This window comes from Streptomyces sp. NPDC047117, assembly GCF_040643545.1.
Classification (GTDB): domain Bacteria; phylum Actinomycetota; class Actinomycetes; order Streptomycetales; family Streptomycetaceae; genus Streptomyces.
In genome coordinates, this window is the sequence record NZ_JBEYUN010000001.1 from 206,432 (window position 1) to 229,976 (window position 23,545).

General features: G+C 70.3%; 19 protein-coding genes and 1 pseudogene. 15 read left to right on the forward strand and 5 right to left on the reverse strand.

The features are described from left to right. Positions 1–48 precede the first annotated feature (48 nt). From ABZ840_RS00975 to ABZ840_RS00985, 3 genes are all read left to right on the forward strand, one after another. The gene (locus tag ABZ840_RS00975) at positions 49–768 is read left to right on the forward strand and encodes a GPP34 family phosphoprotein (protein WP_361551169.1); all 720 of its coding nucleotides are present in this window, start codon (positions 49–51) and stop codon (positions 766–768) included. Between the two features lie 367 nt (positions 769–1,135). Next, complete coding sequence (locus ABZ840_RS00980) at positions 1,136–2,293, forward strand: selina-4(15),7(11)-diene synthase (RefSeq protein WP_361551172.1); 1,158 nt, start codon at positions 1,136–1,138, stop codon at positions 2,291–2,293. A 129-nt stretch (positions 2,294–2,422) separates the two neighbouring features. Next, positions 2,423–2,833, forward strand: a complete 411-nt coding sequence (locus ABZ840_RS00985) for a RidA family protein (protein ID WP_361551175.1) — start codon at positions 2,423–2,425, stop codon at positions 2,831–2,833. Here ABZ840_RS00985 and ABZ840_RS00990 read toward each other — a convergent pair. After that, positions 2,788–3,781 (reverse strand): annotated as a pseudogene (locus ABZ840_RS00990) (SDR family NAD(P)-dependent oxidoreductase). The gene ABZ840_RS00985 and the pseudogene ABZ840_RS00990 sit on opposite strands and share 46 nt — an antisense overlap. Before the next feature lie 181 nt (positions 3,782–3,962). Beyond that, positions 3,963–4,571 (reverse strand): helix-turn-helix domain-containing protein, encoded by a 609-nt coding sequence (locus tag ABZ840_RS00995; RefSeq protein WP_361551178.1) that lies wholly within the window; start codon positions 4,569–4,571, stop codon positions 3,963–3,965. A 129-nt stretch (positions 4,572–4,700) separates the two neighbouring features. Between ABZ840_RS00995 and ABZ840_RS01000 the strand changes: the two genes are divergently transcribed. From ABZ840_RS01000 to ABZ840_RS01015, 4 genes are all read left to right on the forward strand, one after another. Next, the gene (locus tag ABZ840_RS01000; protein ID WP_361551181.1) at positions 4,701–5,102 is read left to right on the forward strand and encodes a DUF4345 domain-containing protein; all 402 of its coding nucleotides are present in this window, start codon (positions 4,701–4,703) and stop codon (positions 5,100–5,102) included. 81 nt (positions 5,103–5,183) lie between these two features. Beyond that, positions 5,184–6,104: a GNAT family N-acetyltransferase gene (locus ABZ840_RS01005; protein WP_361551184.1), complete on the forward strand. Its 921-nt coding sequence runs from the start codon at positions 5,184–5,186 to the stop codon at positions 6,102–6,104. A gap of 147 nt (positions 6,105–6,251) precedes the next feature. Further along, positions 6,252–7,703: a glyceraldehyde-3-phosphate dehydrogenase gene (locus ABZ840_RS01010; protein WP_361551187.1), complete on the forward strand. Its 1,452-nt coding sequence runs from the start codon at positions 6,252–6,254 to the stop codon at positions 7,701–7,703. A gap of 201 nt (positions 7,704–7,904) precedes the next feature. Next, positions 7,905–8,609, forward strand: a complete 705-nt coding sequence (locus ABZ840_RS01015) for a restriction endonuclease (RefSeq protein WP_361551190.1) — start codon at positions 7,905–7,907, stop codon at positions 8,607–8,609. Between the two features lie 6 nt (positions 8,610–8,615). On the opposite strand, the gene ABZ840_RS01020 is transcribed toward ABZ840_RS01015, so the two are convergent. After that, positions 8,616–9,710, reverse strand: coding sequence for a M20 family metallopeptidase (locus ABZ840_RS01020; protein WP_361552305.1), 1,095 nt, complete (start codon positions 9,708–9,710; stop codon positions 8,616–8,618). Between the two features lie 282 nt (positions 9,711–9,992). On the opposite strand from ABZ840_RS01020, the gene ABZ840_RS01025 reads away from it, so the two are divergent. The 7 genes from ABZ840_RS01025 (at position 9,993) to ABZ840_RS01055 (ending at position 20,214) form a co-directional block, all read left to right on the forward strand. Then, positions 9,993–12,542, forward strand: coding sequence for a hypothetical protein (locus tag ABZ840_RS01025; protein WP_361551193.1), 2,550 nt, complete (start codon positions 9,993–9,995; stop codon positions 12,540–12,542). Between the two features lie 126 nt (positions 12,543–12,668). Further along, a complete protein-coding gene (locus ABZ840_RS01030; protein ID WP_361551196.1) occupies positions 12,669–13,844 on the forward strand; it encodes a substrate-binding domain-containing protein in 1,176 nt (391 codons plus the stop codon). A 140-nt stretch (positions 13,845–13,984) separates the two neighbouring features. Further along, the gene (locus ABZ840_RS01035) at positions 13,985–15,316 is read left to right on the forward strand and encodes a sugar ABC transporter substrate-binding protein (protein WP_361551199.1); all 1,332 of its coding nucleotides are present in this window, start codon (positions 13,985–13,987) and stop codon (positions 15,314–15,316) included. Between the two features lie 26 nt (positions 15,317–15,342). Further along, the gene (locus tag ABZ840_RS01040; RefSeq protein ID WP_361551203.1) at positions 15,343–16,326 is read left to right on the forward strand and encodes a sugar ABC transporter permease; all 984 of its coding nucleotides are present in this window, start codon (positions 15,343–15,345) and stop codon (positions 16,324–16,326) included. Beyond that, positions 16,323–17,183 carry a carbohydrate ABC transporter permease gene (locus ABZ840_RS01045; RefSeq protein ID WP_361551206.1) on the forward strand — a complete coding sequence of 287 codons (861 nt, stop codon included), beginning with the start codon at positions 16,323–16,325 and terminating at the stop codon, positions 17,181–17,183. Before ABZ840_RS01040 ends, ABZ840_RS01045 begins: the two co-directional genes overlap by 4 nt. Positions 17,184–17,212: 29 nt before the next feature. Further along, positions 17,213–18,232 (forward strand): hydroxyacid dehydrogenase, encoded by a 1,020-nt coding sequence (locus tag ABZ840_RS01050; RefSeq protein ID WP_361551209.1) that lies wholly within the window; start codon positions 17,213–17,215, stop codon positions 18,230–18,232. Then, complete coding sequence (locus tag ABZ840_RS01055) at positions 18,229–20,214, forward strand: DUF2264 domain-containing protein (protein ID WP_361551212.1); 1,986 nt, start codon at positions 18,229–18,231, stop codon at positions 20,212–20,214. Before ABZ840_RS01050 ends, ABZ840_RS01055 begins: the two co-directional genes overlap by 4 nt. Before the next feature lie 208 nt (positions 20,215–20,422). On the opposite strand, the gene ABZ840_RS01060 is transcribed toward ABZ840_RS01055, so the two are convergent. Then, positions 20,423–20,662 (reverse strand): DUF5133 domain-containing protein, encoded by a 240-nt coding sequence (locus ABZ840_RS01060; protein WP_361551215.1) that lies wholly within the window; start codon positions 20,660–20,662, stop codon positions 20,423–20,425. A 293-nt stretch (positions 20,663–20,955) separates the two neighbouring features. On the opposite strand from ABZ840_RS01060, the gene ABZ840_RS01065 reads away from it, so the two are divergent. Then, the gene (locus tag ABZ840_RS01065; RefSeq protein ID WP_361552308.1) at positions 20,956–21,780 is read left to right on the forward strand and encodes an RNA polymerase sigma factor SigF; all 825 of its coding nucleotides are present in this window, start codon (positions 20,956–20,958) and stop codon (positions 21,778–21,780) included. 138 nt (positions 21,781–21,918) lie between these two features. Here ABZ840_RS01065 and ABZ840_RS01070 read toward each other — a convergent pair whose 3' ends face one another. Then, a complete protein-coding gene (locus ABZ840_RS01070) occupies positions 21,919–23,214 on the reverse strand; it encodes an aromatic acid exporter family protein (RefSeq protein WP_361551218.1) in 1,296 nt (431 codons plus the stop codon). Between the last annotated feature and the right edge of the window lie 331 nt (positions 23,215–23,545).

Consider the following 23,545-nt stretch of genomic DNA (forward strand, 5'->3'; position numbering starts at 1 on the left):
TCGGCAGCGTGTCGCCGCCGGTGCCGCGCCTCTTACACGGAGCCGTTCATGACCACACCGCGGGACTTGTTGATCGTCGCCTTCGACGTGGCTTCCGGCCATCCGGTGGATCCGGGCGACCTGTCGCTCGCCCTCGCGGGGGCCGAGTTGATCGACCTGCTCGGCGCCGAGATGCTCGTACTGGACGGCGAGCGCATCGTCCCGAGCAGCGCGGGACACCTGGCAGACCGTCAGCTCGACGAGGCCGCTTCGCTGCTCGTCCGCCAGATGCCCTACGAGTCGGTCGACGACTGGCTGTGGCGCCGGGGCCGTGGCCTGTCAGCGGCCTATATGGCCGCCCTGGCCGAGCTGGCCATGGAGAGCCCCGAAGGGACCGCGGAACCCGGAGGCCCGGAGGGAACGGGAGGCTCGGAGGGAGCGGGAGGAACGATAGGAACCGGGGCGGCGGGAGTGCCGGAGGGTGCCACTCGGCATCGCCGCCGCTGGCTCCCCTTCCGGCACCGTCGGTCGGAGCTGGCTGCCGACTCGCCCGCTCGCCGCCACGCAGCCGATCGCCTGGCGTCCGGCGAGCCCGTCCTCGCCGCCCTCGCGGCCGCTGCCGGGGTGCACGATGCACCGGTCCCGGCGGACGACTCCCCGAGTTTTGACAACGAAGCGATCGTGACCGTACTCGCGGCCGTCAACGGGGCAGTGACGGAACTGGAAGCCGTACGGCAGCGCCGCACCATCGAAGCAGCGGCCTTCGACAACATCTGGCGAGGCCAATAGAGGACAGAGGCCGATAGGAGCCAGTAGGGGCCGGGAGAGATCTGGAGAGGCCGGGAGAGGTCAGGAGACCGATCCCCGGGTTGGCGCAAAAAGGAGGAACTGGCCTATCGGCCACTTGCGTCGAGGACCTCACTCAACGAACAGTAGTTCTAAGACGGTCGCTCAACTCCGCCCTCCTGGGGGGAAATCTGCCGGTCAGCACCGTTTTCCTACCGGGCGGTCTGCCCAGTTTACGCGGCACTTACGCGTGACCTTTCCCCTATTGGATCAATGTGCGGTGGCGCATAATATGCGGTCTGTTGATCACACTGGGTGCCCGCGAAGCACCCCGGGGGAGTGACCGAACCGCCTCAGGAGGGCCCGCCAGATGAGTCCGCTGATAGACCCACCGGCCAGCACCCCGACCCCCGAAATACCCCCGCTCTACGCCCCGATTCCGCCCGCCGTCCACCCTCGCCACACGGCCATCGACGCACGGACCGCCGCCTGGGCACGCCAATTCGGGGCCGGCACCCGGCTGAGCGAGCGGCTCGCCGAACAGGACATCGGGGTCTTCGCCGCACGCATCCTCCCGGCCGGTCGTGAGGACGTGGCGCAACTCCTGGGCGATTTCGTGCTGTGGCTGTTCCTGGTGGACGACGGCGTCATCGAGGAGGGAGAGCTCGGCAAGGCGCCGGGCGCGCTCACCGCCGCCCTGCAGCGCCTGTTGTGGGTGGCCGAGAACCCGGAAGCGGATCTGCTGGCCGATGACCCGCTGGCCGCAGGGCTGCGGGACCTGCGGTCCAGGGTGGCGCAGCACGGCACGGCGGGGCAGCTCGCACTGTGGGTCAACGCACTGCGGGAGTACGCCCTGTCGGTGGCCTGGGAGGCCGGGCACCGCGCGGCCGGCAGCGTGCCCGACCTGGAGGACTACACGCTGATGCGGCTGTACGACGGCGCCACCACCGTCGTACTGCCACTGCTCGAAATGGGCTACGGGTACGAGCTGTCACCCCAGGAGCGGGCGCACCCCGCGGTCCGCGCCGCGGCCCAGATGGCCTCCTTCATCATCACCTGGGACAACGACCTCCTCTCGGCGCACAAGGAAGTGCAGGAAGCCGGGCAGACCGGGGGCTACTACCTCAACGTGCTCCGGGTACTGACGCAGCATCACGGCCTGTCCCCCACGCAGGCCGTCACCGAGGCCATCGCCCAGCGCGACCGCGTGATGGTGCACTTCCAGCGCGTGTGCACCGCCCTGGCCTCCCAGTCCGGCCCGCAGCTGCGGCAGTACCTCGACAGCCTGGGGCACTTCGTACGCGCCTCGCTGGACTGGGGCATCAGCAGCCACCGTTACACCACACCGCACGATCCGGCGGCGCTGCCCCATACGTTCGCGTCGATGCCCACCGACGCGCGGGCGGAACCGCTGGACATCAACGCCACCTCCTGGTGGTGGGACCCGCACCGCCTCCGCCTCAGCCCCTCCGCACGCCGCAACCGGCACCTCGCCGACCACGGCGCGTTGCTGGCGGCTCCGGCGTAGCGGCCGGTGCGAGCCCCGGCAGAGGCAGCCGGCCCGGGGAAAATTGCGTCGATTGACGAGCGCGTCTTTGGCAGGGTCGTGGACGCCCTGCCAAAGACGGCAAGGGAATGTCGACGACAAGGAATGTCCATGCCCCGCGCCGTGACGTTGATCCGCTCCGCCGCCCTGTCCGACGTTGCCGAGTACGCCTACGCGGCCACCGCTCCCGCCGAGTCCCGGCTGATCTTCCTCGCCGGAGCCTGCCCGCTGAACGAGGACGGCTCCACGGCGGCCATCGGGGACTACGCAGGCCAGGCGGCCAAGGCCGTGGAAAACATGCGAACCGCCCTGGCGGACTCCGGCGCCGCGCTGGACGACGTCATCAGCACGCGCGTGCTCGTCGCCTCCCACCGGCAGGAAGACCTCGTGACGGCGTGGGAGGTGGTGCGGGACGCGTTCGGCGAGCACGACGTTCCCAGTACGTTGATGGGCGTCACCGTACTCGGCTACAGGGATCAGCTCGTAGAGATCGAGGCCGTCGCCGCCGTGCTCGATTCCTGAGCCGGGAAGTACGGCTCCGATCCGACCAGTTCGCGACTGGCCTCCCAGAGGCGGGCTGCCACCGCAGTGTCCGCGTAGTGGCCCTGGACGGGTGCGAGCCGGGGGCGGCCGCGCAGGCCGAACACTCTCGGCTCCCACAGCTGCCCTCCCCTCACCTCCGGGTCGAGGACGGCACGCACCATGGGCCACGCACCGGCGTCCTTGCCTTGGACCAGCAGGCCGGCGGGCAGGCCGCGCAGCCGGTCGCCGGCGCTCCTCTCGTGCACCGGCGGGCGTGAGGGCGTCAGGGAGTCGAGCGCACCGCCCGGATGTGCCACCACACTCAGTACCGTGCTGCCGGCCGCCCGCAGCCGCCGGTCGAGCTCGAAGGCGAAGTACATCTGGGCCAGCTTCGACCGCCCATAGGTGCGTTTCGGCCGGTAGTCCCGAGTGGACTGCAAGTCCTCCAGGTCCAGCCGCTCCGACCTGGCCGCGAAGCTGCCGACGGTTACGATGCGGCCCGCCGGCGCGGCCGACAGCAGCGATGCCAGCCATCCGGTCAGGGCGAAGTGACCGAGGTTTGATGCCGAACATGAACTCGTGACCGTCCTCGGTGACCTGCCGCGGCGGGTCGTCGAGCGCCACTCCGGCATTGAGCACCACCGCGTCCAGGCGATCCAGCTCCAGCGCTTCGGCAGAGCTGCGCAGGGACGTCAACTCGGCCAGGTCCAGACGGAGATGGCGCAGCCGGGCACCGGGCACGCGGGCGCGAATCGAGTCCATTGCGGCCCGGGCCTTGTCCGTGTTCCGGCTGCCGAGGACGACCGTGGCCCCCGCTCCGGCGAGCTGCTCCGCGACGAAATACCCGATGCCCGCATTACCCCCGGTGACGAGGATGTTGCGCCCTTCCGCCCGCGGGAGTCGATGGACGTCCCACTGCTGGGACTTGGATGGGGATACGGACGGCATATGGCGACTCCTCGCGTGCGGGACTGCGGAGTGGGAAAGCGATGGAAGGAAGGGCCAGCAAGATCTGCTCTGAACATCGCAGTCGTCGCCGACAGATCCCCTACAGCGCGGTGCCCCCGCCGATAGGCCGCCGATACCGCACCGCAGCCCCGGGGACGGCATGCCCCGCTTCGGTGGCGTGTCAGTGCGGCCAGTCCGGGGCGGGGTCCTCGTCCAGGAGAGGGCGGATGGCGCCCAGTACGGCGCCGATGCATACGTCGCGCAGTTCGGCGCGGGTACAGGTCTCCTCCGTGAGCCAGTCCACGCACAGCACCTGAACGAACACCAGCCAGCTCTTCAGTACGCCCGACACCGCCGCTCGGGTGTGGTCATCGGTGAGCGCGAGCGCGCCGAGCAACCGCTCCCGCAGGGCGTCGAGTTCGTCGGCGATGATCGTCTGGATCAGGCGGTCGCCGGCCAGCACCCGGTTCGCCGCGAGCACGGTGTTGCGGTTCTCGGCGAAGTACGCGATATGGGCGTCCAGGCCTTCGGTGAGCTGCTCGACCAGGGAGTCGGCCGGGTCGAGCCGGGTCTTGGCGAGCAGCTGCGCGGCCACCTGTTGGTAGAGCGCGGCGAAAAGGTCCCGCTTGCTCGGGAAGTGGCGGTAGAGCAGCGCGCGGGAGACGCCGGCGCGCTCGGCGACATCCTCCATCAGCACTTCGTCGTACGGCTGCGCGGCGAAAAGCTGGGCGGCGACGGCGAGGAGCTGGGCACGGCGGTCGGCTGGGCTGAGGCGCTGACGAGAAGACACAGCCGCATGTTAGTTGACACGCGTCTACTAGTGAGCCATAGCTTAGTAGACACGTGTCAACCAGACGCGACCGACGGCCGGACGCGACCGACGGCCAGACACAACCGAAGGCGGGAGAAGGGGCGGAACATGACCAGAGGCAAGGCGCTTCGCGGGCTCGTGCTGGTGATGGGGTACGCCTGCGTGGCGATCGGACTGTTCCACGTACTGCTCGGCAACGCGTCGATCCCGGGCGCGGGCTCGGCCGGCCCGACGATCGACAGCCTCGGACGGTTCTTCGGCGCGATCTTCACCGGGTACGGGCTCGCCTGGCTCTGGGTGGCGCGGCAGTCACCGATCCCCGCGACGGCGGTGCGGTGGCTGGCCGCGGTGTTTCTGCTGGGCGCGATCGGGCGCCTGCTGTCACTCGCCGTACATGGATGGCCGCACTGGTTCCAGGTGGTACTGACGGTCATCGAGCTGGTGCTGCCGCCCCTGTTCTTCTGGCTGGCGAACGCCGAGGAGGGAGTACAGGAGAGGGCGGGGCAGTGAGGCCCCCTGACTGAGGCGGGCCCCCTCGCGCCGGCCACCGGCCTTTACCCCATCACCATTACCTGACTAAGGTCAGAGAATATGACGGAGCAGGCAGAACAGGTAGGGCAGAAAGAACAGGTACGGCGCTTCAACCGGACGGTGGCCGAGCGGGTGGGCGTACTGCACGACCACTATCTCGGGGGTGCACGCCCCTACGGCCAGGCGCGGCTGCTCTGGGAGATCGACGACGAGGGCACGCAGGACATCCGCAGCGTACGGGCCCGGCTGGGCCTCGACTCCGGTTACGTGAGCCGGCTGCTGCGGGCGCTGGAGCGTGACGGCCTCGTCGCCGTCGAGCCCCACCCCCGCGACCGGCGGGTGCGTACCGTACGGCTCACCGAGGCCGGGCGGGCGGAGCGCGCCCTTCTCGACGACCGCAGCGACGCGCTCGCCGCATCGCTCCTCGCCCCGCTCGATGCCCGGCAGCGGGACCGGCTGACCTCGGCCATGGCGGAGGTCGAGCGGCTGCTGACCGCCTCGGTGGTCTCCGTGGAAGTGCTCGACCCCGACCACCCGGACGCCGCGCACTGCCTGCGGGCCTACGCCGCCGAGCTGCAAGAGCTCTTCGACGGCGGCTTCGACCCGGCAGGCAGCCTGCTGCCCGACCCCGGCGAGCTGCGCGCGCCTCGCGGTCTGTTTCTCGTCGCCCGGCTGCATGGCGAGCCGGTGGGCTGCGCGGGGCTGAAGCTGCCGGCCGGAGCGCCGGCCGAGATCAAGCGACTGTGGGTCTCTCCCCGCGCCCGGGGGCTCGGCCTGGCCCGGCGTCTCCTGTCCGAGCTGGAGGAACGCGCCGTCCAGCACGGCAGCGACCTGGTGCGGCTCGACACCAACAAGGCCCTGGAAACGGCCACGCGCCTGTACCGCTCCAGCGGGTACACCGAGGTCCCCGCCTTCAACGACGAGCCCTATGCGCACCACTGGTTCGAAAAGCGGCTCATCCCCGGAACACAGCAGAAGTAGACACATGAGGCGGGAGGCATAGACGCAGGAGGCAGGAGGTCGCAGCTGCGGTGACCGGCCACCCCGCCTCTCACACGGGACCGGCGTGATGATCGAATGTGGGTCGGGTTACCATATGAGCACCGCCTAGCTCGAAAGATAAATCCTGTGACTGTCAACGATGACTCGTTCACCAACTGGAAGACTCGCGAGGAGATCGCGGAGTCGATGATCCCGATCATCGGGAAGCTGCAGAGGGAGCGGGACGTCACCGTCCTGCTTCACAGCCGCTCCTTGGTGAACAAGTCGGTGGTCAGCATCCTCAAGACGCACCGGTTCGCCCGGCAGATCGCGGGTGTGGAACTCTCGGTCACCGAGACGATGCCGTTCCTGCAGGCTCTCACCACGCTCGATCTCGGCCCTTCGCAGATCGACCTCGCGAGGCTCGCCGAAACCTACAAGGCCGACGACCGGGGTCTGTCCGTCGAGCAGTTCACCGCCGAGGCGGTCGCCGGGGCCACCGGTGCCAACAAGATCGAGCGCGGCGAGGGCCGTGACGTCGTCCTCTACGGCTTCGGGCGCATCGGCCGCCTGGTCGCGCGCCTCCTGATCGAGAAGGCCGGCTCCGGCAACGGCCTGCGGCTGCGCGCCATCGTCGTGCGCGGCGGTGGCGACCAGGACCTCGTCAAGCGCGCCTCGCTGCTGCGCCGCGACTCGATCCACGGCCAGTTCCAGGGCACGATCACGGTCGACGAGGAGAACGGCGCGATCGTCGCCAACGGCAACACGATCAAGGTGATCTACGCCAACGATCCCTCCGAGATCGACTACACGGCGTACGGCATCAACGACGCCATCCTCATCGACAACACCGGCAAGTGGCGCGACCGCGAGGGCCTGTCCCAGCACCTGCGCCCCGGCATCGACAAGGTCGTCCTGACCGCGCCCGGCAAGGGTGACGTGCCCAACATCGTGCACGGCGTCAACCACGACACGATCAAGCCGGACGAGCGCGTCCTGTCCTGCGCCTCCTGCACCACCAACGCGATCGTGCCGCCGCTGAAGGCGATGGACGACGAGTTCGGCGTGCAGCGCGGTCACGTGGAGACCGTCCACTCGTTCACCAACGACCAGAACCTGCTGGACAACTACCACAAGGCCGACCGCCGTGGCCGCTCCGCGCCGCTGAACATGGTGATCACCGAGACCGGTGCCGCCTCGGCCGTCGCCAAGGCCCTGCCGGACCTCAAGGCGCCGATCACCGGCAGCTCGATCCGTGTGCCGGTGCCGGACGTCTCGATCGCGATCCTCAGCCTGCGCCTGGGCCGCGAGACCACCCGCGACGAGGTCCTCGACTACCTGCGCGACGTCTCGCTCAACTCGCCGCTGAAGCGCCAGATCGACTTCACCACGGCCCCCGACGCCGTCTCGATGGACTTCGTCGGCTCGCGCCACGCGTCGATCGTCGACGCCGGTGCCACCAAGGTCGACGGCGACAACGCGATCCTCTACCTCTGGTACGACAACGAGTTCGGCTACTCGTGCCAGGTCATCCGCGTCGTCCAGCACGTCTCCGGGGTGGAGTACCCGACCTACCCGGCGCCGGCCCCGGTGGCCTGACGCCCGCCCCACTCCGTACGGCGGCCCCAACGGCTGATCCGGGGCCGCCGACCTGACCTGGGGACACAGCAGGTGACAGGTGACGAGGTCCGGACAGCCCGAACGCCGGGCGTCCCACGGGAAACTGAAAGTGCAGCAGTAACTCGGCTCATCCAGGGCACTTGAAGAAAACGATCTTCGTCCAGCCCTGGAGAGCGCCCCATGGTCACACCGATTCGCCGGCCCCGCCCCGTCACCCGCCGCCCTGCCTTCAGCCTGCGCCAACTCACCGTCTGCTTCGGGCTGATCGCCATCGGCATCGTCGGTATCGGCCTGATGCTGAGAACGGGCCTCGACGGTGCGGCTCGCCATCCTGCGACGAGCCTCGTCGTGGTGTTGCTGATCGGGGCGCTGGTCTTCGGGGTCCTGCGCTTCCGTCCTCGCGGAGGCCGCGTCCGTCACACCGGCGCATCGGGCGATATCGGTCTCGACGAAGACGTGGCCGACGACGAGGCCGAGCTCGAAGTCGAAGAAGCGGGGCGCGTGGTGGACTACGCGGCCATGGGCGCCGACGAGTTCGAGAGCGCGGTGGCCGCACTGTGCGAGCGGGACGGCTGCTTCGACGTCCAGGTCGTCGGTGGCGCCAACGACCTCGGCGCGGACATCGTGGCCACGGCGCCGGACGGCCGCACCATGGTCATTCAGTGCAAGCGCTACGCCGAGACCCACCGGGTCGGCTCGCAGGACCTCCAGCGCTTCGGCGGCACCTGCTACACCGTCCACGGTGCGGATGTCGCGGCGCTCGTCACCACCAGTACGTTCACCGACCCCGCCCTGGAGTACGCCGAACAGTGCGGCATCCTCTGCTTCAGTGGTACGGAACTGATCGACTGGTCCGCCGGCACCGGGCCCGCACCGTGGAACTGACGATGCTCAGGCGTGTTGGATCGCGTCCACCAGACCGGCGATGAGCTGTGCCCGCTCGGTCATGGCCGCGACCACCAGGTACTCGTGGTCGGCGTGAGCGCCGCCACCGACCGCGCCGAGGCCGTCGAGCGTCGGTACGCCCAGGGCGGCCGTGAAGTTCCCGTCGCTGCCGCCGCCGACCGCCTTGCCCGGCAGGCCGGGTACGAGTCGCTGGGCCACGGTGAACAGGTCGGCCGATGCCGACTCGGGCATCGGAGGACGGCCGACGGCCCCCTGTACCGCGATCTTCGCCTCGGGGAGGTGCGGAGCCAGTGCCGCGAAGGCCAGCTCGATGCGGTCCTTCTCGTCGGCCGTCTCGACCCGGACGTCGACGATGACGGTGGCCTCCGCCGGTACGACGTTGTCCAGGGTGCCGGCGGAGGCGACGGTCGGGGTCACGGTCGTGCCGATGTCGGGGCGGCCGAGTGCCGCGATGTCCAGTACCTGGTGTGCCGCCTCGACCAGGGCGTTGACGCCGGCCGCCGGCTCCAGCCCGGCGTGCGACGCACGGCCCGTGATGGTCACCTGAAACGTGCCGCAGCCCTTGCGCCCGGTCTTCAGGCCACCGTCGTCGGCCGCGCCCTCGGCCACGAGCACCGCACCGCAGGCGAGCGCGCGTTCTTCGATGAGCGCGCGCGAGGCGTGGGACCCGACCTCCTCGTCGGCGGTCACCAGGATCTCGACACCTGACCGGTCGTCGAGCGATGCCACGCCATGAACCGCCTGCACCAGGCCGCCCAGCATGTCGAAGACACCGGGCCCGGTCGCGTGGCCGTCCTCGACCTTGAACGGGCGACGGGCGAGGGTGCCCAGCGGAAACACCGTGTCGTGGTGTCCGAGGATGAGTACCTTGGGGTCGCCGCCACCCGACCAGTGGACGTGGGGCCCGGCTTCGCTCTCCACGAGGCGGGCCCGGCCGCCGAGGCGGTTCTCGATGAATGCGGCGACCGCGTTCGCCGATGCCTTCAGGGCGTTGGTGTCGCGCGACGGAGACTCGATCTCGACGAGCGTCCTGAGGTCCTCGAGCATGGCGTCGACACTCACATCGACAGTGTTGTGCATCGTCACGCCGCCAGCGTACAAGGACGCCGTCGCGGCGATCAGCGGTGGCCCTCCCTACGAGTTCGGAAGTTGAAGTCGGATGCCTTCGATGGCCGCCTGGACCCTTGACGAGTCTGCCGAGGAGGGCTAGCTTCGCCGAAATTCTCGTAGGGGAATGATCCTCCGACCCCTCCCCTTTCTTCAAAAGGTGAATACATGGTGCGTGGGCGAAAGCGTGCGAGAACAGGAGCGATCGGCGGTGGGCTGATCGCTTTGGCCGTAGTGGCGTCCTCCGGTGTCATCGTGTCCCCGGCCGGTGCGGCGGGGTCGGCAAACCGGGTCGACTCGGCCGCCTCTGGTGGAGGTCCCGAGGGGTGCGGGGAGGTCGGGGACAGCGGGCGGTTCGCGGACGGGACCGGGAGGGCGACGCTCACGATCGTCGATGTCGCCGGTTCCGGGGACGACTGCCTGCGGACGTACAAGCTGGTCAGCGCGGGGGCGACGAAGGAGACGGAGGAAGGGCGGACCGAGCGGACGTTTCGTGAACGGGCGGGCCGGCCGACGCTGCGGTCCGGCTCGGTGTTGCTGGACGGGCTGTACGCGATGGCGCACGACGAGGCGGTGCAGAACGCGACCGACCGGCTCACCGACGGCTCGTACAACAACGGCAAGCCGGTCGACTGCCCGGGCGGCTGCTACATCACCGGCAAGTCGTGGACGTACGTGTGGACGCGCGATGTCTCCTACTCGGCGGACCTGGGGCTGACGGCCGCCGATCCGGAGCGGATGCGCAACACGCTCGCGTTCAAGCTCAGCGACCGCCGGGACGGTTCCGGGGACACGCAGATCATCCAGGACACCGGTACCGGCGGCAGCTATCCGAGCTCCACCGACCGGGTGGTCTGGGCGCTGGGCGCGAGCGAGATCCTGGACTGGCTGCCGGACGCGGACGGCGAGCGCACGGCCTTCGCGGCGAAGGCGTACGACGCGATCCGCAACACCGTCGAGCACGACCGCAACGTCGTCCACGACCGGTCGGACGGGCTCTACAAGGGCGAGCACTCCTTCCTCGACTGGCGCGAGCAGAGCTATCCGGACTGGACGAAGGACGATGTGGCCACCATCGCCACCTCGCGTTCGCTGTCGACCAACGTCGCCCACTGGGCGGCCATCGACGCCGCGGCGCGCCTCGCGGCCGGCGCGGGGGATGCCGCGGCCGCCGCGAAGTACCGCGGTTGGGCCGGCCGGCTCGCCTCGGCGATCCGGAGCAAGTTCTGGCTGCCGGAGCGGGGACAGTTCTCCCAGATGCTCACCACCGAGCTCGACACCGCGCCGGCCGACCGGTACGACGCACTGGGCACCTCGCTCGCCGTGCTCACCGGTGTCGCCACGCCACGGCAGGCCCGGGAAGCCGTCGCCAACTACCCGCAGACGCCCTACGGGCCGTCCGTGCTGTGGCCGCAGCAGCAGGGCGTACCGGCGTACCACAACAACGGCATCTGGCCTTTCGTCACCGCGTATCTGATGCGCGCGGCCGCGAAGACCGGGAACGACGGGGTGGCCGCGCTCCAGGCGCGGTCGTTGGTGCGTGGAGCCGCACTCTTCGGCACGAACAAGGAGAACATCAACCTCCTGGACGGTGGCACCAAGACGGAGATCAACTCCGACCGGCAGCTGTGGAGCGTCTCGGGGATGCTGTCGATGGTGCAGCAGAGTCTTTTTGGCATGGATGCGCGGCCGGACGGGCTGCATGTGCGTCCCTTCCTGCCGGCCCAGGTGCGCAACCAGTACTTCCGTGACAGTGACCGGGCCGCGCTGCGGAACGTGAACTACCGCGGACATCGGCTGGACATCGCGCTCGACCTGCCGAAGAGGCCCGCCGCGAAGGGGGCGTACCGGGTCAGGTCGCTGAAGCTGAACGGGAAGCGGCTGCCCGCCGGCGCTCCGATCACCGAGAAGATGCTCGGCGAGGGCACCTCGAAGCTCGTGATCGAGCTGGGTCCGCCGCGGGCAGGTTCCGCTACGCCTGCCCCCGAGCCGGTGAACATCGCCTCGAAGGAGGCGCTGTACGGGCCGAGGACACCGGCCGTGGACGGCGTCGAGGCCGATGGGGACGGCCGGATGCGGCTGTCCGTGGACATCGGTGCGGAGGACGCTTCCCGCGTCACCATGGACGTGTTGCGGGACGGCAAAGTGATCGCCGAGGACCGGCCCGTCACCGGCGGAACGCAGACCTGGACCGATCGCACCGCCACTGATGCGGCGGACGTCTCGCACTGCTACAGCGTCCGGCTGCGCTACACCTCCAGCGGCAACACCTCGCAGCACGCGGAACCGCGGTGTTACCGGGGGCCGGGCGACGAGCGGGTCATCAAGGTCACCGGCGCGGACTTCGATGTCGTCGGCGGGCGCCGGGCCCACAGTGAGCACGGTGTGTACTACGCGGACTGGGGCACCGCGCCGGGCGACCGGATCACGGCCCGCATCAGGCCCGAGGCCAGTGGCGAGTACCGGCTCCAGGCGGACGCGGCGGTCGGCGGCGCGATCAACACCGGGGTGGCCGGCGGCATGAAGATGCTGCGGGTCATCGATGACGCCACGGGCCGCCCGGTCACCGAGCAGGTCATCGCCCTGCCCAACACCGGGAGCTGGACGGCCGTACGTGGCTCCACCTACGCCGCGGCACGGCTGCGCGAGGGGCGGACGTACCGCGTGGAGCTCGTCCAGGATCCGCTGGCGGTCAACATGAGCTACTTCTCCGCCAACGCGCTCTACAACGACACGCGGAGCGGGCCGTCCAACTACAGCGATGTGTACGCCATCAAGGCGTTGCTGAAGCGGCGCACGCGGTAGGGAGGGACACACAACAGGGAGGGACGAGGCCGTACAGGGTACGGAGGCGCCCGGCCGTCTCGTGCGGAGCGGTGCTGATCGTTATGCTGCCGCCGAACGCTCAAACGCACACACAGGGGGCGGGGCATGCGGGAACCGGTGGAACTGCGGCGGCAGCGCATACTGGCCGTTTTGAGGTCGCGCGGCTCGGCACGCGTCGCCGACCTCGCGGCCGAGCTGGAGGTCTCGGTGGTCACCGTCCGCCGGGACGTCGAGGAGCTGGAACGTGCCGGGAAGCTGCGGCGCGGGCACGGGGTGGCACGTTCGCTCGTGCCGGCCGAGGAAGCGGGTACGGGTGCCGCCGCGGCGGTGGCGACGGGCGGGCGGCCGGGCGAGGACTCGTCCCCGGCGATCGGCCTGGTGGTACCCGAGCGGCACTCGTACCTCTTCGAGACGCTGCACGGGGCGCGTAGCGTGCTGGAGGAAGCCGGCATGCGCATCGCGCTGCACATCGCGCCTGCCGTGTCCGGTGGCGAACGCCCCATGGTGGAGCGGGCGTTGGCGAGCGGCGTGCGGGGGCTGCTGATCGCGCCGCGGTGGCGCGGGCGGGGCGCGGAGGAGGCCGACTACGGCTGGCTCGGGGCGCTGGACGTACCGACCGTGCTGATGGAGCGCCGTCCGCTGCCCGGCAGTGCGCTGCACGCGCTGGACTCGGTCTGCTCCGACCATTGGTACGGCGTGCATCTCGCCGTCGAGCATCTGGTGGCGCTGGGCCACCGGCGGATCATTCTGGCCGCGCGGGACGACAGCCCCACGGCCCGGGCGGTGCGTGCGGCGTTCACCGCGATCGCGGCGGAGCGGACGGAGATCGAGGACTGGGCGGTGACGCTGAGTTCGCCGACCGCGGTGCCGGAGGCGGCGGAGCGCGAGCGGTCCGGGGCGGAGGACGGCGGTCGGGCGCAAAGCGGTCAGGAGCAGCCCGATGTTCTGGAGCTGGTGCGTGGCCGTGGTGCCACGGCGGCGCTGCTGCACGGGGACGTGGACGCGTTGATGCTGGTTCAGCGGTTCCAGGAGGCCGGGATACGGGTGCCGGAGGACTTCTCGGTGGTGGCGTACGACGATGTGGTCGCGGCGCTGGGCAGTACGCCGCTGACCGCGGTGTCGCCGCCCAAGACGGAGGTCGGGCGGGCGGCGGCGGAGTTGTTGCTGCACCGGCTGAAGCCGTCTTCCGGGGGACGTCCGGCACCCGTACGGCGCATCGAGCTGCTGCCGGATCTGCAGGTCCGCGGCTCGACCATGCGGCCGGCCGGTGCAGGTGAGTGAGTGGTCGTCAGGCTTCGTGCTCGCTGACCCTCCCTCAATGATCGTTTGACCGCTTTATTTTCTTCTGATCGCTCTATTGACCGGGTTCTGTTGCGCCGATCACTATTCCCGTGTCCCGAAACGAGCCGCGGGAGGCACGCATGCCGGGTCAACAGAGCCGTAGATCCGTTCTCGCTGTGCTCGCCGCCCTGTCCGTGTCCGGTGTGAGCGCCTGCACCGGCAGCGGCGGCAGACAGCCGCGCACCACTGGCAAGAGCACCACTCGCGTCACCTTCTGGTCCGCGCTGCGCGGCAGCCAGGAAGTGGTGGACGCGTTCAACCGCACACACGATCACATCCAGGTGGACTTCCAGCAGGTTCCGGCCGGTGGGCAGGGCGGTTACGCCAAGCTCAGCAATGCGGCCCGCGCCGGGAACGCGCCTGACGTGGCCACCATCGAGTACCCCCAGGTCCCCGGCTTCGCCATCGACGGCGTCGCCCGGGACATCACCGACCTCGTCGACGACGAGCTGCGCGGCAAGCTGCTGCCGCAGGCCCTCCAGCTGACCACCTTCGACCGCCGGGTCTTCAGCGTCCCGCTGGACGTCGAGCCGATGGTGCTGCACTACCGGACGGACCTCTTCCGGGAGTACGGCCTGGACGTGCCCGCCACGTGGGACGACTTCGAGGAGGCGGCGCGGGTGGTGCGGAAGCGCGCACCGGACCGCAGGCTGGCGCTGTTCCCCACCGACGGCATGACGCAGTTCGCCGCGTGGTCCTGGCAGGCGGGCAGCCGCTGGTTCGACACCTCGCGCGGCGCCTGGAACGTCTCCATGGCGGATGCCCCCAGCCGGCGGGTGGCCGACTACTGGCAGCGGTTGTACGACCAGGACCTGATCTTCATGAATCCCACCGAGGGCACGCGCGGCACCGCCCAGGTCGGCCAGGGCCGGCTGCTCGCGCGGCTCAGCGGCGCCTGGGACGCCGGCGCGCAGATGAACGCCCACCCGCAGCAGGCGGGCAAGTGGGCCATCGCGCCCCTCCCCCAGTGGGACACCAAGCGACCGGTGAGCGCCACCCACGGTGGTTCCACCTTCGCCATCACCAAGGACTGCCGGAACCCCGAGGCCGCGCTGGAGTTCATCAGCTGGCAGGTCACCCACCCCGACGCGCTGCGCGCCCGGCTCTCCAGCGGGACCAGCAGCCAGTTCCCCGCGGCCCCCGGGCTGATCGAGGTGGGCCGCAAGGCATTCGACCGCCGTTACTACTCCGGCCAGGACATCTACGCACTCTTCCGCGACCAGGCCCGGCTGATAGACGACCGGTGGACGTGGGGGCCGCGGATGACGGCGACACAGAAAGTCATGCAGGACGGGTTCGCCCGTGCCGCCGGCGGCCAGGGCACGATCATCGACGCCGTACGCGAAGCCCAGCGCGGCACCATGCCCGACCTCAAGGCCCTCGGCCTGGCCACCACCGCACGCAGCAGCTGACGACCGTCAGAGAGGCAGGTGACACCATGACCACGACCACAACCACCACGGACACCGTCGCACTACCGGACCGGGCCGCTGCCCCGTCCGCCGCCGCCCAGCGGCGCGGGGCACGAAGGCGACGGCTCGGCGCGTGCGGCGTGCTGATGACGCCGTTCTTCGTCCTGCTCGTGGCGGTCTTCCTCATCCCCGTCGGCACCGCCGTATGGCTGAGCTTCTTCGGCGCCGACCAGCCGGGGCTCGGGTTCGGTCCGGAGCGGACGGTGTTCGTCGGGCTGCGCAGCTACGCCGCCGTCCTCACCGACCCGACCTTCCTCGGCGGCCTCGGCACCGTCGCCGCGTACTGCCTGGTCTACATCCCGCTGATGGTGGTGTGCGCCCTGGGTCTCGCACTGCTGCTGGACTCGGGTGCGGTGCGGCTGCAGTCCTGGGCGCAGCTGGCGCTGTTCCTGCCGCACGCGGTGCCCGGCATCATCGCCGCGATCATCTGGCTGTACCTCTACACCCCCGGCATCAGCCCGGTGATCGAGCTGCTGGCGCGCGGGGACATCACCGTCGACTTCCTCGGTGTCCACACCGTCCTGCCCTCCATCGTGAACATCGCGGTGTGGAGCAACCTCGGCTACAACACCATCATTTTCTACGCCGCGCTCCAAGCGGTGCCGCGTGAGGTGATCGAGGCGTCGGTGGTCGACGGCGCGGGGCCGGTGCGCACCGCGTTGCAGGTCAAGACCCCGCTCGTCCGGTCCTCGGTCGTCATGGTCGCGATGTTCACACTGATCTGGGGCCTGCAGTTGTTCACCGAGCCGATGCTGCTGGGCCAGCAGACGCCGATGATCAACTCGCGGTTCACGCCGAGCATGTACATCTACGACGCCGCTTTCAACCGCAACAACTACAGCCTGGCGGCGGCCGCCTCGGTGATCCTGCTCATCTGCACCATCGCCCTGTCCTACGGCGTGACCCGCTGGACCAACCGGTCCGGTGACAAGCAGGAGGCCGCCCGATGAGCACCCACTCCACCGCTCTGCACCCCCGGATGCTCGGCCGCGGTGCCGTGAACGCCGTCGTCGGGGTGTGCGTGCTGTACACCCTGCTGCCCGTGCTGTGGCTGGTGCTGGCCGCCGCGAAGAACCGTGAGGCGCTCTTCAGCAGCGACCTGCTGTCCCTCGGCGACTTCTCGCTGTTCGCCAATCTGGGCGATGTGTTCGCCATGGACGGCGGGCTCTACAGCCGCTGGTACGGCAACAGCCTGCTGTACGCGGTGGTGGGCGCGGCGCTCGGCGCGCTGATCAGCATGGCCTGCGGCTACGCCTTCGACAAGTACCGCTTCCGGCACAAGGAGAAGCTGTTCGGCCTGGTGCTGGCCGCCGTCATGGTGCCGCAGACCGTCCTCGCCCTGCCGCTGTACCTGATGGCGTCCGGCGTGGGGCTGGTGAACACCTTCTGGGCGGTCTTCATCCCCGTCCTCTTCAACCCCTTCGGCGTCTACCTCGGCCGCATCTTCAGTCAGGGGTACGTGCCCGACGAGGTGCTGGAGGCGGCCCGCATCGACGGCGCCGGCGAGCTGGCCATGTACTTCAAGGTCGCCCTGCGCATGCTCGGGCCCGGTCTGGTGACCGTGTTCCTCTTCCAGCTCACCGCGATCTGGAACAACTTCTTCCTGCCGATGGTCATGCTGTCCGACCAGGATCTGTATCCGGTGAGCCTGGGGCTGTACACGTGGAACAGCTCGGCGACCGTCTCCCCCGAGTACTACCCCGTCGTCGTCATGGGCTCGCTGCTCGCGGTGCTGCCGCTGATCCTCGCCTTCATGATGCTGCAGCGATTCTGGCGCTCGGGGCTGACCGCCGGAGCGGTGAAGTAAGCCCGCGTACGACAAGTCGAAGGAGTTCCATGCCCGACGCCCGTCGCCGGCCGCGCGCCGCGCTCGCCATGAGCCAGGACGCCGCCACGGCCGTCTTCGGCCCGGACGAGACGGCGGCCCTCGCCGCCGTGTGCGAGCCGGCGCCCTTCCCCGTACTGGACGACCTGACGACCGAACGGGCCCGCGCGGTCCTCGCCACGACGGAGGTGCTGGTCACCGGCTGGGGCTGTCCGCCCGTCGATGACGCGGTGCTGGCCGCCGCGCCCCGGCTGCGGGCCATCGCGCACTCGGCGGGCAGCGTCCGCAACCACCTCACCGAGGCCTGCTGGGATCGCGGCATCGAGGTCTCCTCGGCAGCGGCGGCCAACGCCCTGCCGGTGGCCGAGTACACCGTGGCGATGACCCTGCTGGCGAACAAGCGCGTCCTGGAGCGCGCCCGCGACTACCGAGCCACCCGCAGCCGCGACAACTGGCTGCACACCGACCGCTCGATCGGCAACTACCGCAGGACGGTGGGGATTTGCTCCGCCTCGCTGATCGGGCGGCGGGTGATCGAACTGCTGCGCCCGTACGACCTTCAGGTCCTGCTCTACGACCCGTACGTCACCGAGGCCGAGGCCGCGGAGCTGGGCGTGCCGACCGTCGGTCTCGAGCAGCTGTTCGCGGCGAGTGACGTCGTCAGTGTGCACACGCCGCTGCTGCCCGCCACCCGGGGCCTGGTCAGCCGCGAGCTGATCGGCCGGCTGCGTCCCGGCGCCACACTGATCAACACCTCGCGGGGCGCCGTCGTCGACCAGGACGCACTGACCGACGCGGTGGCCTCGGGCCGCGTCCACGCGGTCCTGGATGTCACCGAGCCCGATCTGCTGCCCGGTGACCATCCGCTGTGGGACTGCGAGAACGCCCTGCTGACCCCGCATCTGGCCGGCTCCCAGGGCAACGAATGGCGCCGCCTCGCCGAACTGACGGTGAGTGAGGTGGCGCGCTGGGCCGCGGGCGACGGCTTCGCCCATCCCGTACACCGCGAAAGGCTGGCGTTCCTGGCATGACCGATGTCCCCGGCACCCCCGCATCCGCCCGTAGCGGCCACTTTCTGCAGCTGCCGCCCGAGGACCGCACGCTCAGCCCGCACACCGGTTACACCCGCGCCCACTGGGAGGCCGCCGCCGACGGGCTGGTCGACGCCGCCTGGCGCTGGGCCACGCCCGGCGGGGCGCTGCTGGACCTGCCGGGCCGGCCGTCCCGGTCCGGGGTGCGCTCCGACGGCCTGGAGGGATACGCCCGTACCTTTCTGGCGGCGGCGTTCCGCGTCGCGGGCGCGGGCGGCGCCGATCCGCACGGCTTCCTCGGCCGGTACGCGGACGGGCTTACCGCCGGCACCCGTACGCCGGGCCGTGCCGACGCCGAGTCCTGGCCGCTGATCCTCGACCATCACGTGCAGGGCCAGCCGATGGTGGAGTCGGCCTCCGTCGCGCTCGGCCTGCGGCTGACCCGGCCGTGGCTGTGGGACCGGCTCGACAGCGGCATGCAGGACCGTGCCGAGGAGTGGCTGCGCGGCGCCCTGCGGCACACCCCGGCGCCCAACAACTGGTACCTCTTCGCCGTCACGGTGGCCGGGTTCCTGGAGTCGGTCGGCCGCGGTGACGCGGAGACCCGGCGGGCCATCGAGCGCGGGCTGCGCCTGCTGGAGACGTGGTACCGCGGCGACGGCTGGTACGCGGACGGCGACGGCCGCGCCTTTGACCACTACAACGGCTGGGCGCTGCACCTCTATCCGGTGCTGCACGCCCACCTCGCGGACGACAAGACCATGCTGGACCTCTACGGGCCCCGGCTCGGCGAACACCTGGCGGGCTACTCGCTCCTCTTCGGCGGCGACGGGGCCCCGGTCCACTTCGGCCGCTCGCTGACGTACCGCTTCGCCGCCGGCGCCGCGGTGGGCCTGGGCGCGCTGACCGGGCACACTCCCCTCTCCCCCGGCGTCTCCCGCCGGCTGCTGAGCGGTGCGTTGCGCTACTTCGTCGCCCGGGGCGGGGTCGGGGCCGACGACGGACTGCTCAGCCTGGGCTGGCACGGGCCGCACGACGCCTCCCTCCAGACGTACTCCGGGCCCGGCTCGCCGTACTGGGCGTCCAAGGCGTTCGTGGCACTCCTCGCGCCGGCCGGCGATCCACTGTGGACGGCCACGGAGGAGGCGGCGCCCGCCGAGGGCGCGGACCGGGTGCTCGCGCTTCCCGCGCCGGGCCTGCTCATCCAGACCACCGGCGCCGACGGCATCGCGCGGCTGCACAACCACGGCAGCGACCACGTCCGTCCGCACGAGGGTGACACCGCGGCCGTGCACGACGTGCTCTACGGGCGGTTCGCCTACTCGACGAGCACCGGCCCTGCCGCTCCCGGGAATGTGCCCGACAACCATCTGTCGGTCGAGGCCGGCGGGCGGGCGTCGCTGCGCTGCCGGATCCAGCCGCTGGGCGCCGGGGGCGGCGACGGGTGGGGCTGGGCCGCCTCCTGGCACCGCCCGGTGTTCGCGGCCGGGCCGCCGATGGTGCCGGGGCTGGAGGTCCGCAGTGTGACGGTGGTGCGTGGCCGGTACGAGCTGCGGGTGCACCGGGTTGCCGGGTTGCCGTACGGGGCGCGGATACGCCAGACGGGCTGGGCGACGGGCCCGGAGCAGGCACCGGGTCTGGTCTCGGAACTGCACGGGGTCCACGGCTGGGCGGAACGGGACGAGGCACGCGCACCGCAGGGCACGGCGTTCACGCGCTGGGCGGTGATCCCCCGGCTCAGCACGGCTCCCGTCGAGGAGGCGGACGCGACGGTGGTCGTGGCGGCCGTCGCCTCACTGTCCGGGACGTCCGGGTCCGCACAGGCCGAAGGTGTGCCGTTGGCCGAGGTCGTGTCGGTGGTGTCGGCGGACTCCGGCGGCGAGGCGATCGCGTTCCGGTGGGCCGACGACGGGTCGGTCACCCGGGTCGCCTTCGCGCCGCTGACCGTCGAGCACGGCGGCTCGGCGGACCGCGACAACTGACCGGAATCCGCACGGAAACGACGCCGGCCCCCGCCTGAGAGGCGGGGGCCGGGCCGTTCCGGAGCGCCGGGCAGGCCTTGCACCTGCATCTCCCCGCAGGAAGCGGGGCGTCTTTCCTTGGACTACCGACGCGGGGCGTGCCGCCTGAGGTTTCTCTGCGGCGCGCTCAAGATCAACTGTAGCACCTTGAGCGGCCGCTCCTCACCACTCAGGCCGTGAGCGCCACATCGGAAGGTGTGGCCGCCGCGATCTCGGCACGGGCCAGGTGGCGTTCGGCCACGACGAGGGCGTCCTCCGGCGTCCGCGTGCCGGTCGAGACGCACAGCGTGTAGGTGATGTCCTCCAGGCGCCGGGCCGTCTCGTAGGAGCCCTGCTCGGAGTGGAGGACCTGGAGCTCCTCGTACCGGGCGACGAGATTGCGCAGTGTCTCGGGAGACGGCAGCAGCACTACAGCACCTCTGTTCAGTCATGAGCGGGCGGGTGTCACACGTGTACCCCGATCGCACGAGATATCTCATGTACCACCCGCACTTGCCGCCGACGGACGTTCTCGGATACCTGTACTCGGATTCGTGCATCAGAATTCGCGAAGAGATGCATAGAATCCTTGAGCCCGGGCAGACGACGCTGAGACTTGAGGTCAGGATGAACATTCGGGAGGGTGGAAGCATGACGACGTCGCCGGCGGTGATGGATACCGAGGAACAGGTGACCGCGGGAGCCGAGGGCGAGTCCCTGGCCATGGACGCCGGACTGCCGTGGGTCGAGGAAGCCGCCAAGGTGGCGCCGCAGGACGCCAGGGCACTGTCGAAGCTGTTCTTCGAGCGGCTGACCCAGCTCGAAGAAGGCACCAGCGAGTACCAGTACGCGCGCAACACCTTGATCGAGATGAACCTCGCCCTGGTGCGCTTCGTGGCGGGACGCTTCCGCAACCGCGCCGGGGACACCGGGCAGATGGAGGACATCGTCCAGGTCGGCACGATCGGCCTGATCAAGGCCATCGACCGGTTCGACCTCTCGCGGGGCACGGAGTTCCCCACCTTCGCCGTGCCCTACATCATGGGTGAGATCAAGCGGTTCTTCCGCGACGCGACATGGGCCGTGCACGTCCCGCGGCGCCTTCAGGAACTGCGCGTGGAACTGGCCCAGGCCAAGGAGCGCCTCGTCAACGCGCTGGACCGGGACCCGACCGTCGCCGAACTCGCCACCGAGCTGAACATCGGCGAGGAGGAGGTCATCGAGGGCCTCGTCGCGAGCAACGGCTACACCGCCGGTCCCCTCGACGCCCCGGACGACGGCCCCGACTCGGACGGCGAGGGCCGCAGCCTCACCGACGTCCTCGGCGAGACGGACCCCGCCCTGGAGCTGGTGGAGAACATCCACGCGCTGGGCGGTCTGCTGCACGAACTGGAGGAGCGGGACCGCCGGATCCTGCACATGCGGTTCGGCCAGGAGATGACCCAGTCTCAGATCGCGGGCGAGCTGGGCATCTCGCAGATGCATGTCTCCCGGCTGCTGACCCGCATCCTCACCCGCCTGCGCCGGGGGCTCCTCGCCCACGGCTGACGCGTCCGGCGGGCTCGTTCCCGCCGGATCCCGCCGCCGCGGTGCCGTCCGTCTCGTCCCCCGTGCGAGACGGACGGCACCGCGGCGGCCGTATGCCACACCTCCCGCCACTCCCTCGGCTGTCGGCTGCCGGCCGCCTCAGTGGTCGACCTGGTACTGGATCACGTCGCAGGTGTGCTGGAACTCCTCCATCAGGCGGGTGGCTTCGACGACCAGGACGCCGTAGGGGCGTTCCGGGTCGGTGAGCGGCAGTCCCTGCCGCTCGGCCTCTTCGGCCACCTGCTCACGGCACCGCTGGGCCTCGTCCGCCAGGCGGCACAGCTCGCTCGACTGGTCCGCCAGTGACTCCTCCTCCAGCCCCGCCAGCACCGAGGCGATGGCGGAGATGGACTCCAGGAACCGGGCGTAGCACGTACGGAAGCCACTGCCCTCCGCATTCTCGGTGCCCTCGCGCCCCTCCTCGCGGTCCTCGCGCCAGCGGTCGAGGCTGCGGGTCAGTGAGGCCATCTGGTACAGGGTCCGCTCCAGCGCCTCCATCACCGACGCATACCCCTCGAAACTGCTGGGGTTGCGGTAGCCCCGCAGCAGGCGCCGGGGGTTGTAGTACTGGCTCTCCTGCGCCGTGCGCAACCCCGACCTCGCCTGGGTGATCAGCCCTTCGGCCCGCGCCGCCCGGGACCGCCACTGCTCGGTGCGCTCCCGGTCCAGGTCGCCGTCGCGCAGCGCCGGGAAGACGTCGCTGACCAGGTCGCACAGGGCGTGCGCGAGCGTGCGGATGCCGTACTCGGCGCTGCGGTACCGTATCGGCGGGAACACCGCGAGGTTCACCAGCACACCGACACCGCAGCCGATGAGCACGAGCAGGATGATCTGCCCGAGCTGGGTCAGCTTCTCGGTGTTGGACGTGGCGGCGGAGTAGGTGGAGAAGGCGAAGAAGGCCGCGGTGGCGACCTGGGAGCGCTGCGCGCCCAGCGCCGGCCAGCGGCCGATGGTCAGCGCGACGGCGGCGACCAGGGCGAAGGTCAGCACGTCGGGCCCGGCCAGGAAACCCAACGCGGCCTGGACGGCCACACCGGCCGTCACGGCGCCCACGTACCGCAGGGACTGCACGACCGACTGGTAGACCGTGACCTGCATGATCAGCACGGCGGAGAAGGGCGCGAAGGCGGGCGACTGCGCGTTGAGCAGGTTGTAGGAGATCACCCAGGCGACCGTGGCGGCCAGGGTGCTCTTGCCGATGAGCAGCACGGTGTGCCGCTCGTGTCCCGCCGAGCCGACGGCTCTCCCCCACCACTGCCGGATGCGCGCGATCCGGCCCAGGTCGGCCGTCTGCCGTCGTGACGCCGCCTGGCGACCGGTCCGCCCGGTCGTCTCCCCGGTTCCCGTCGTGCCCCTCGTCTCCGTGTTCTTCAGCGGTCTGCTCCCTCCGGGCATCCCCGCGGGCCGGCCCTTTCCCGATGCCGGCCCGCGGTCCTCAGTAGTTCATTGACCCCCGGTACCCGGCCGTACCAAGGGCACCCCTGATCACTGCGCCATGTGGCCCACGTGACACCCGAGGCCGCTCGTCGCCAGGGCTCCTGTCGACGTGCCGCCGGGGCGGACGTGTCTCGTGCGCCTGTTCGGGCTCGGTGGGTCAATTGGGGCTCCATGTTCGGTAATTGGCGCTTTTGCTGGGCGATGGACATCTAATGTGAATGTGCGGTGGCTCATGAGGTCTGCATGGCCTCAGCCGTCGCAGTCATTCGTTGGGGGACGCCTGGCAGGT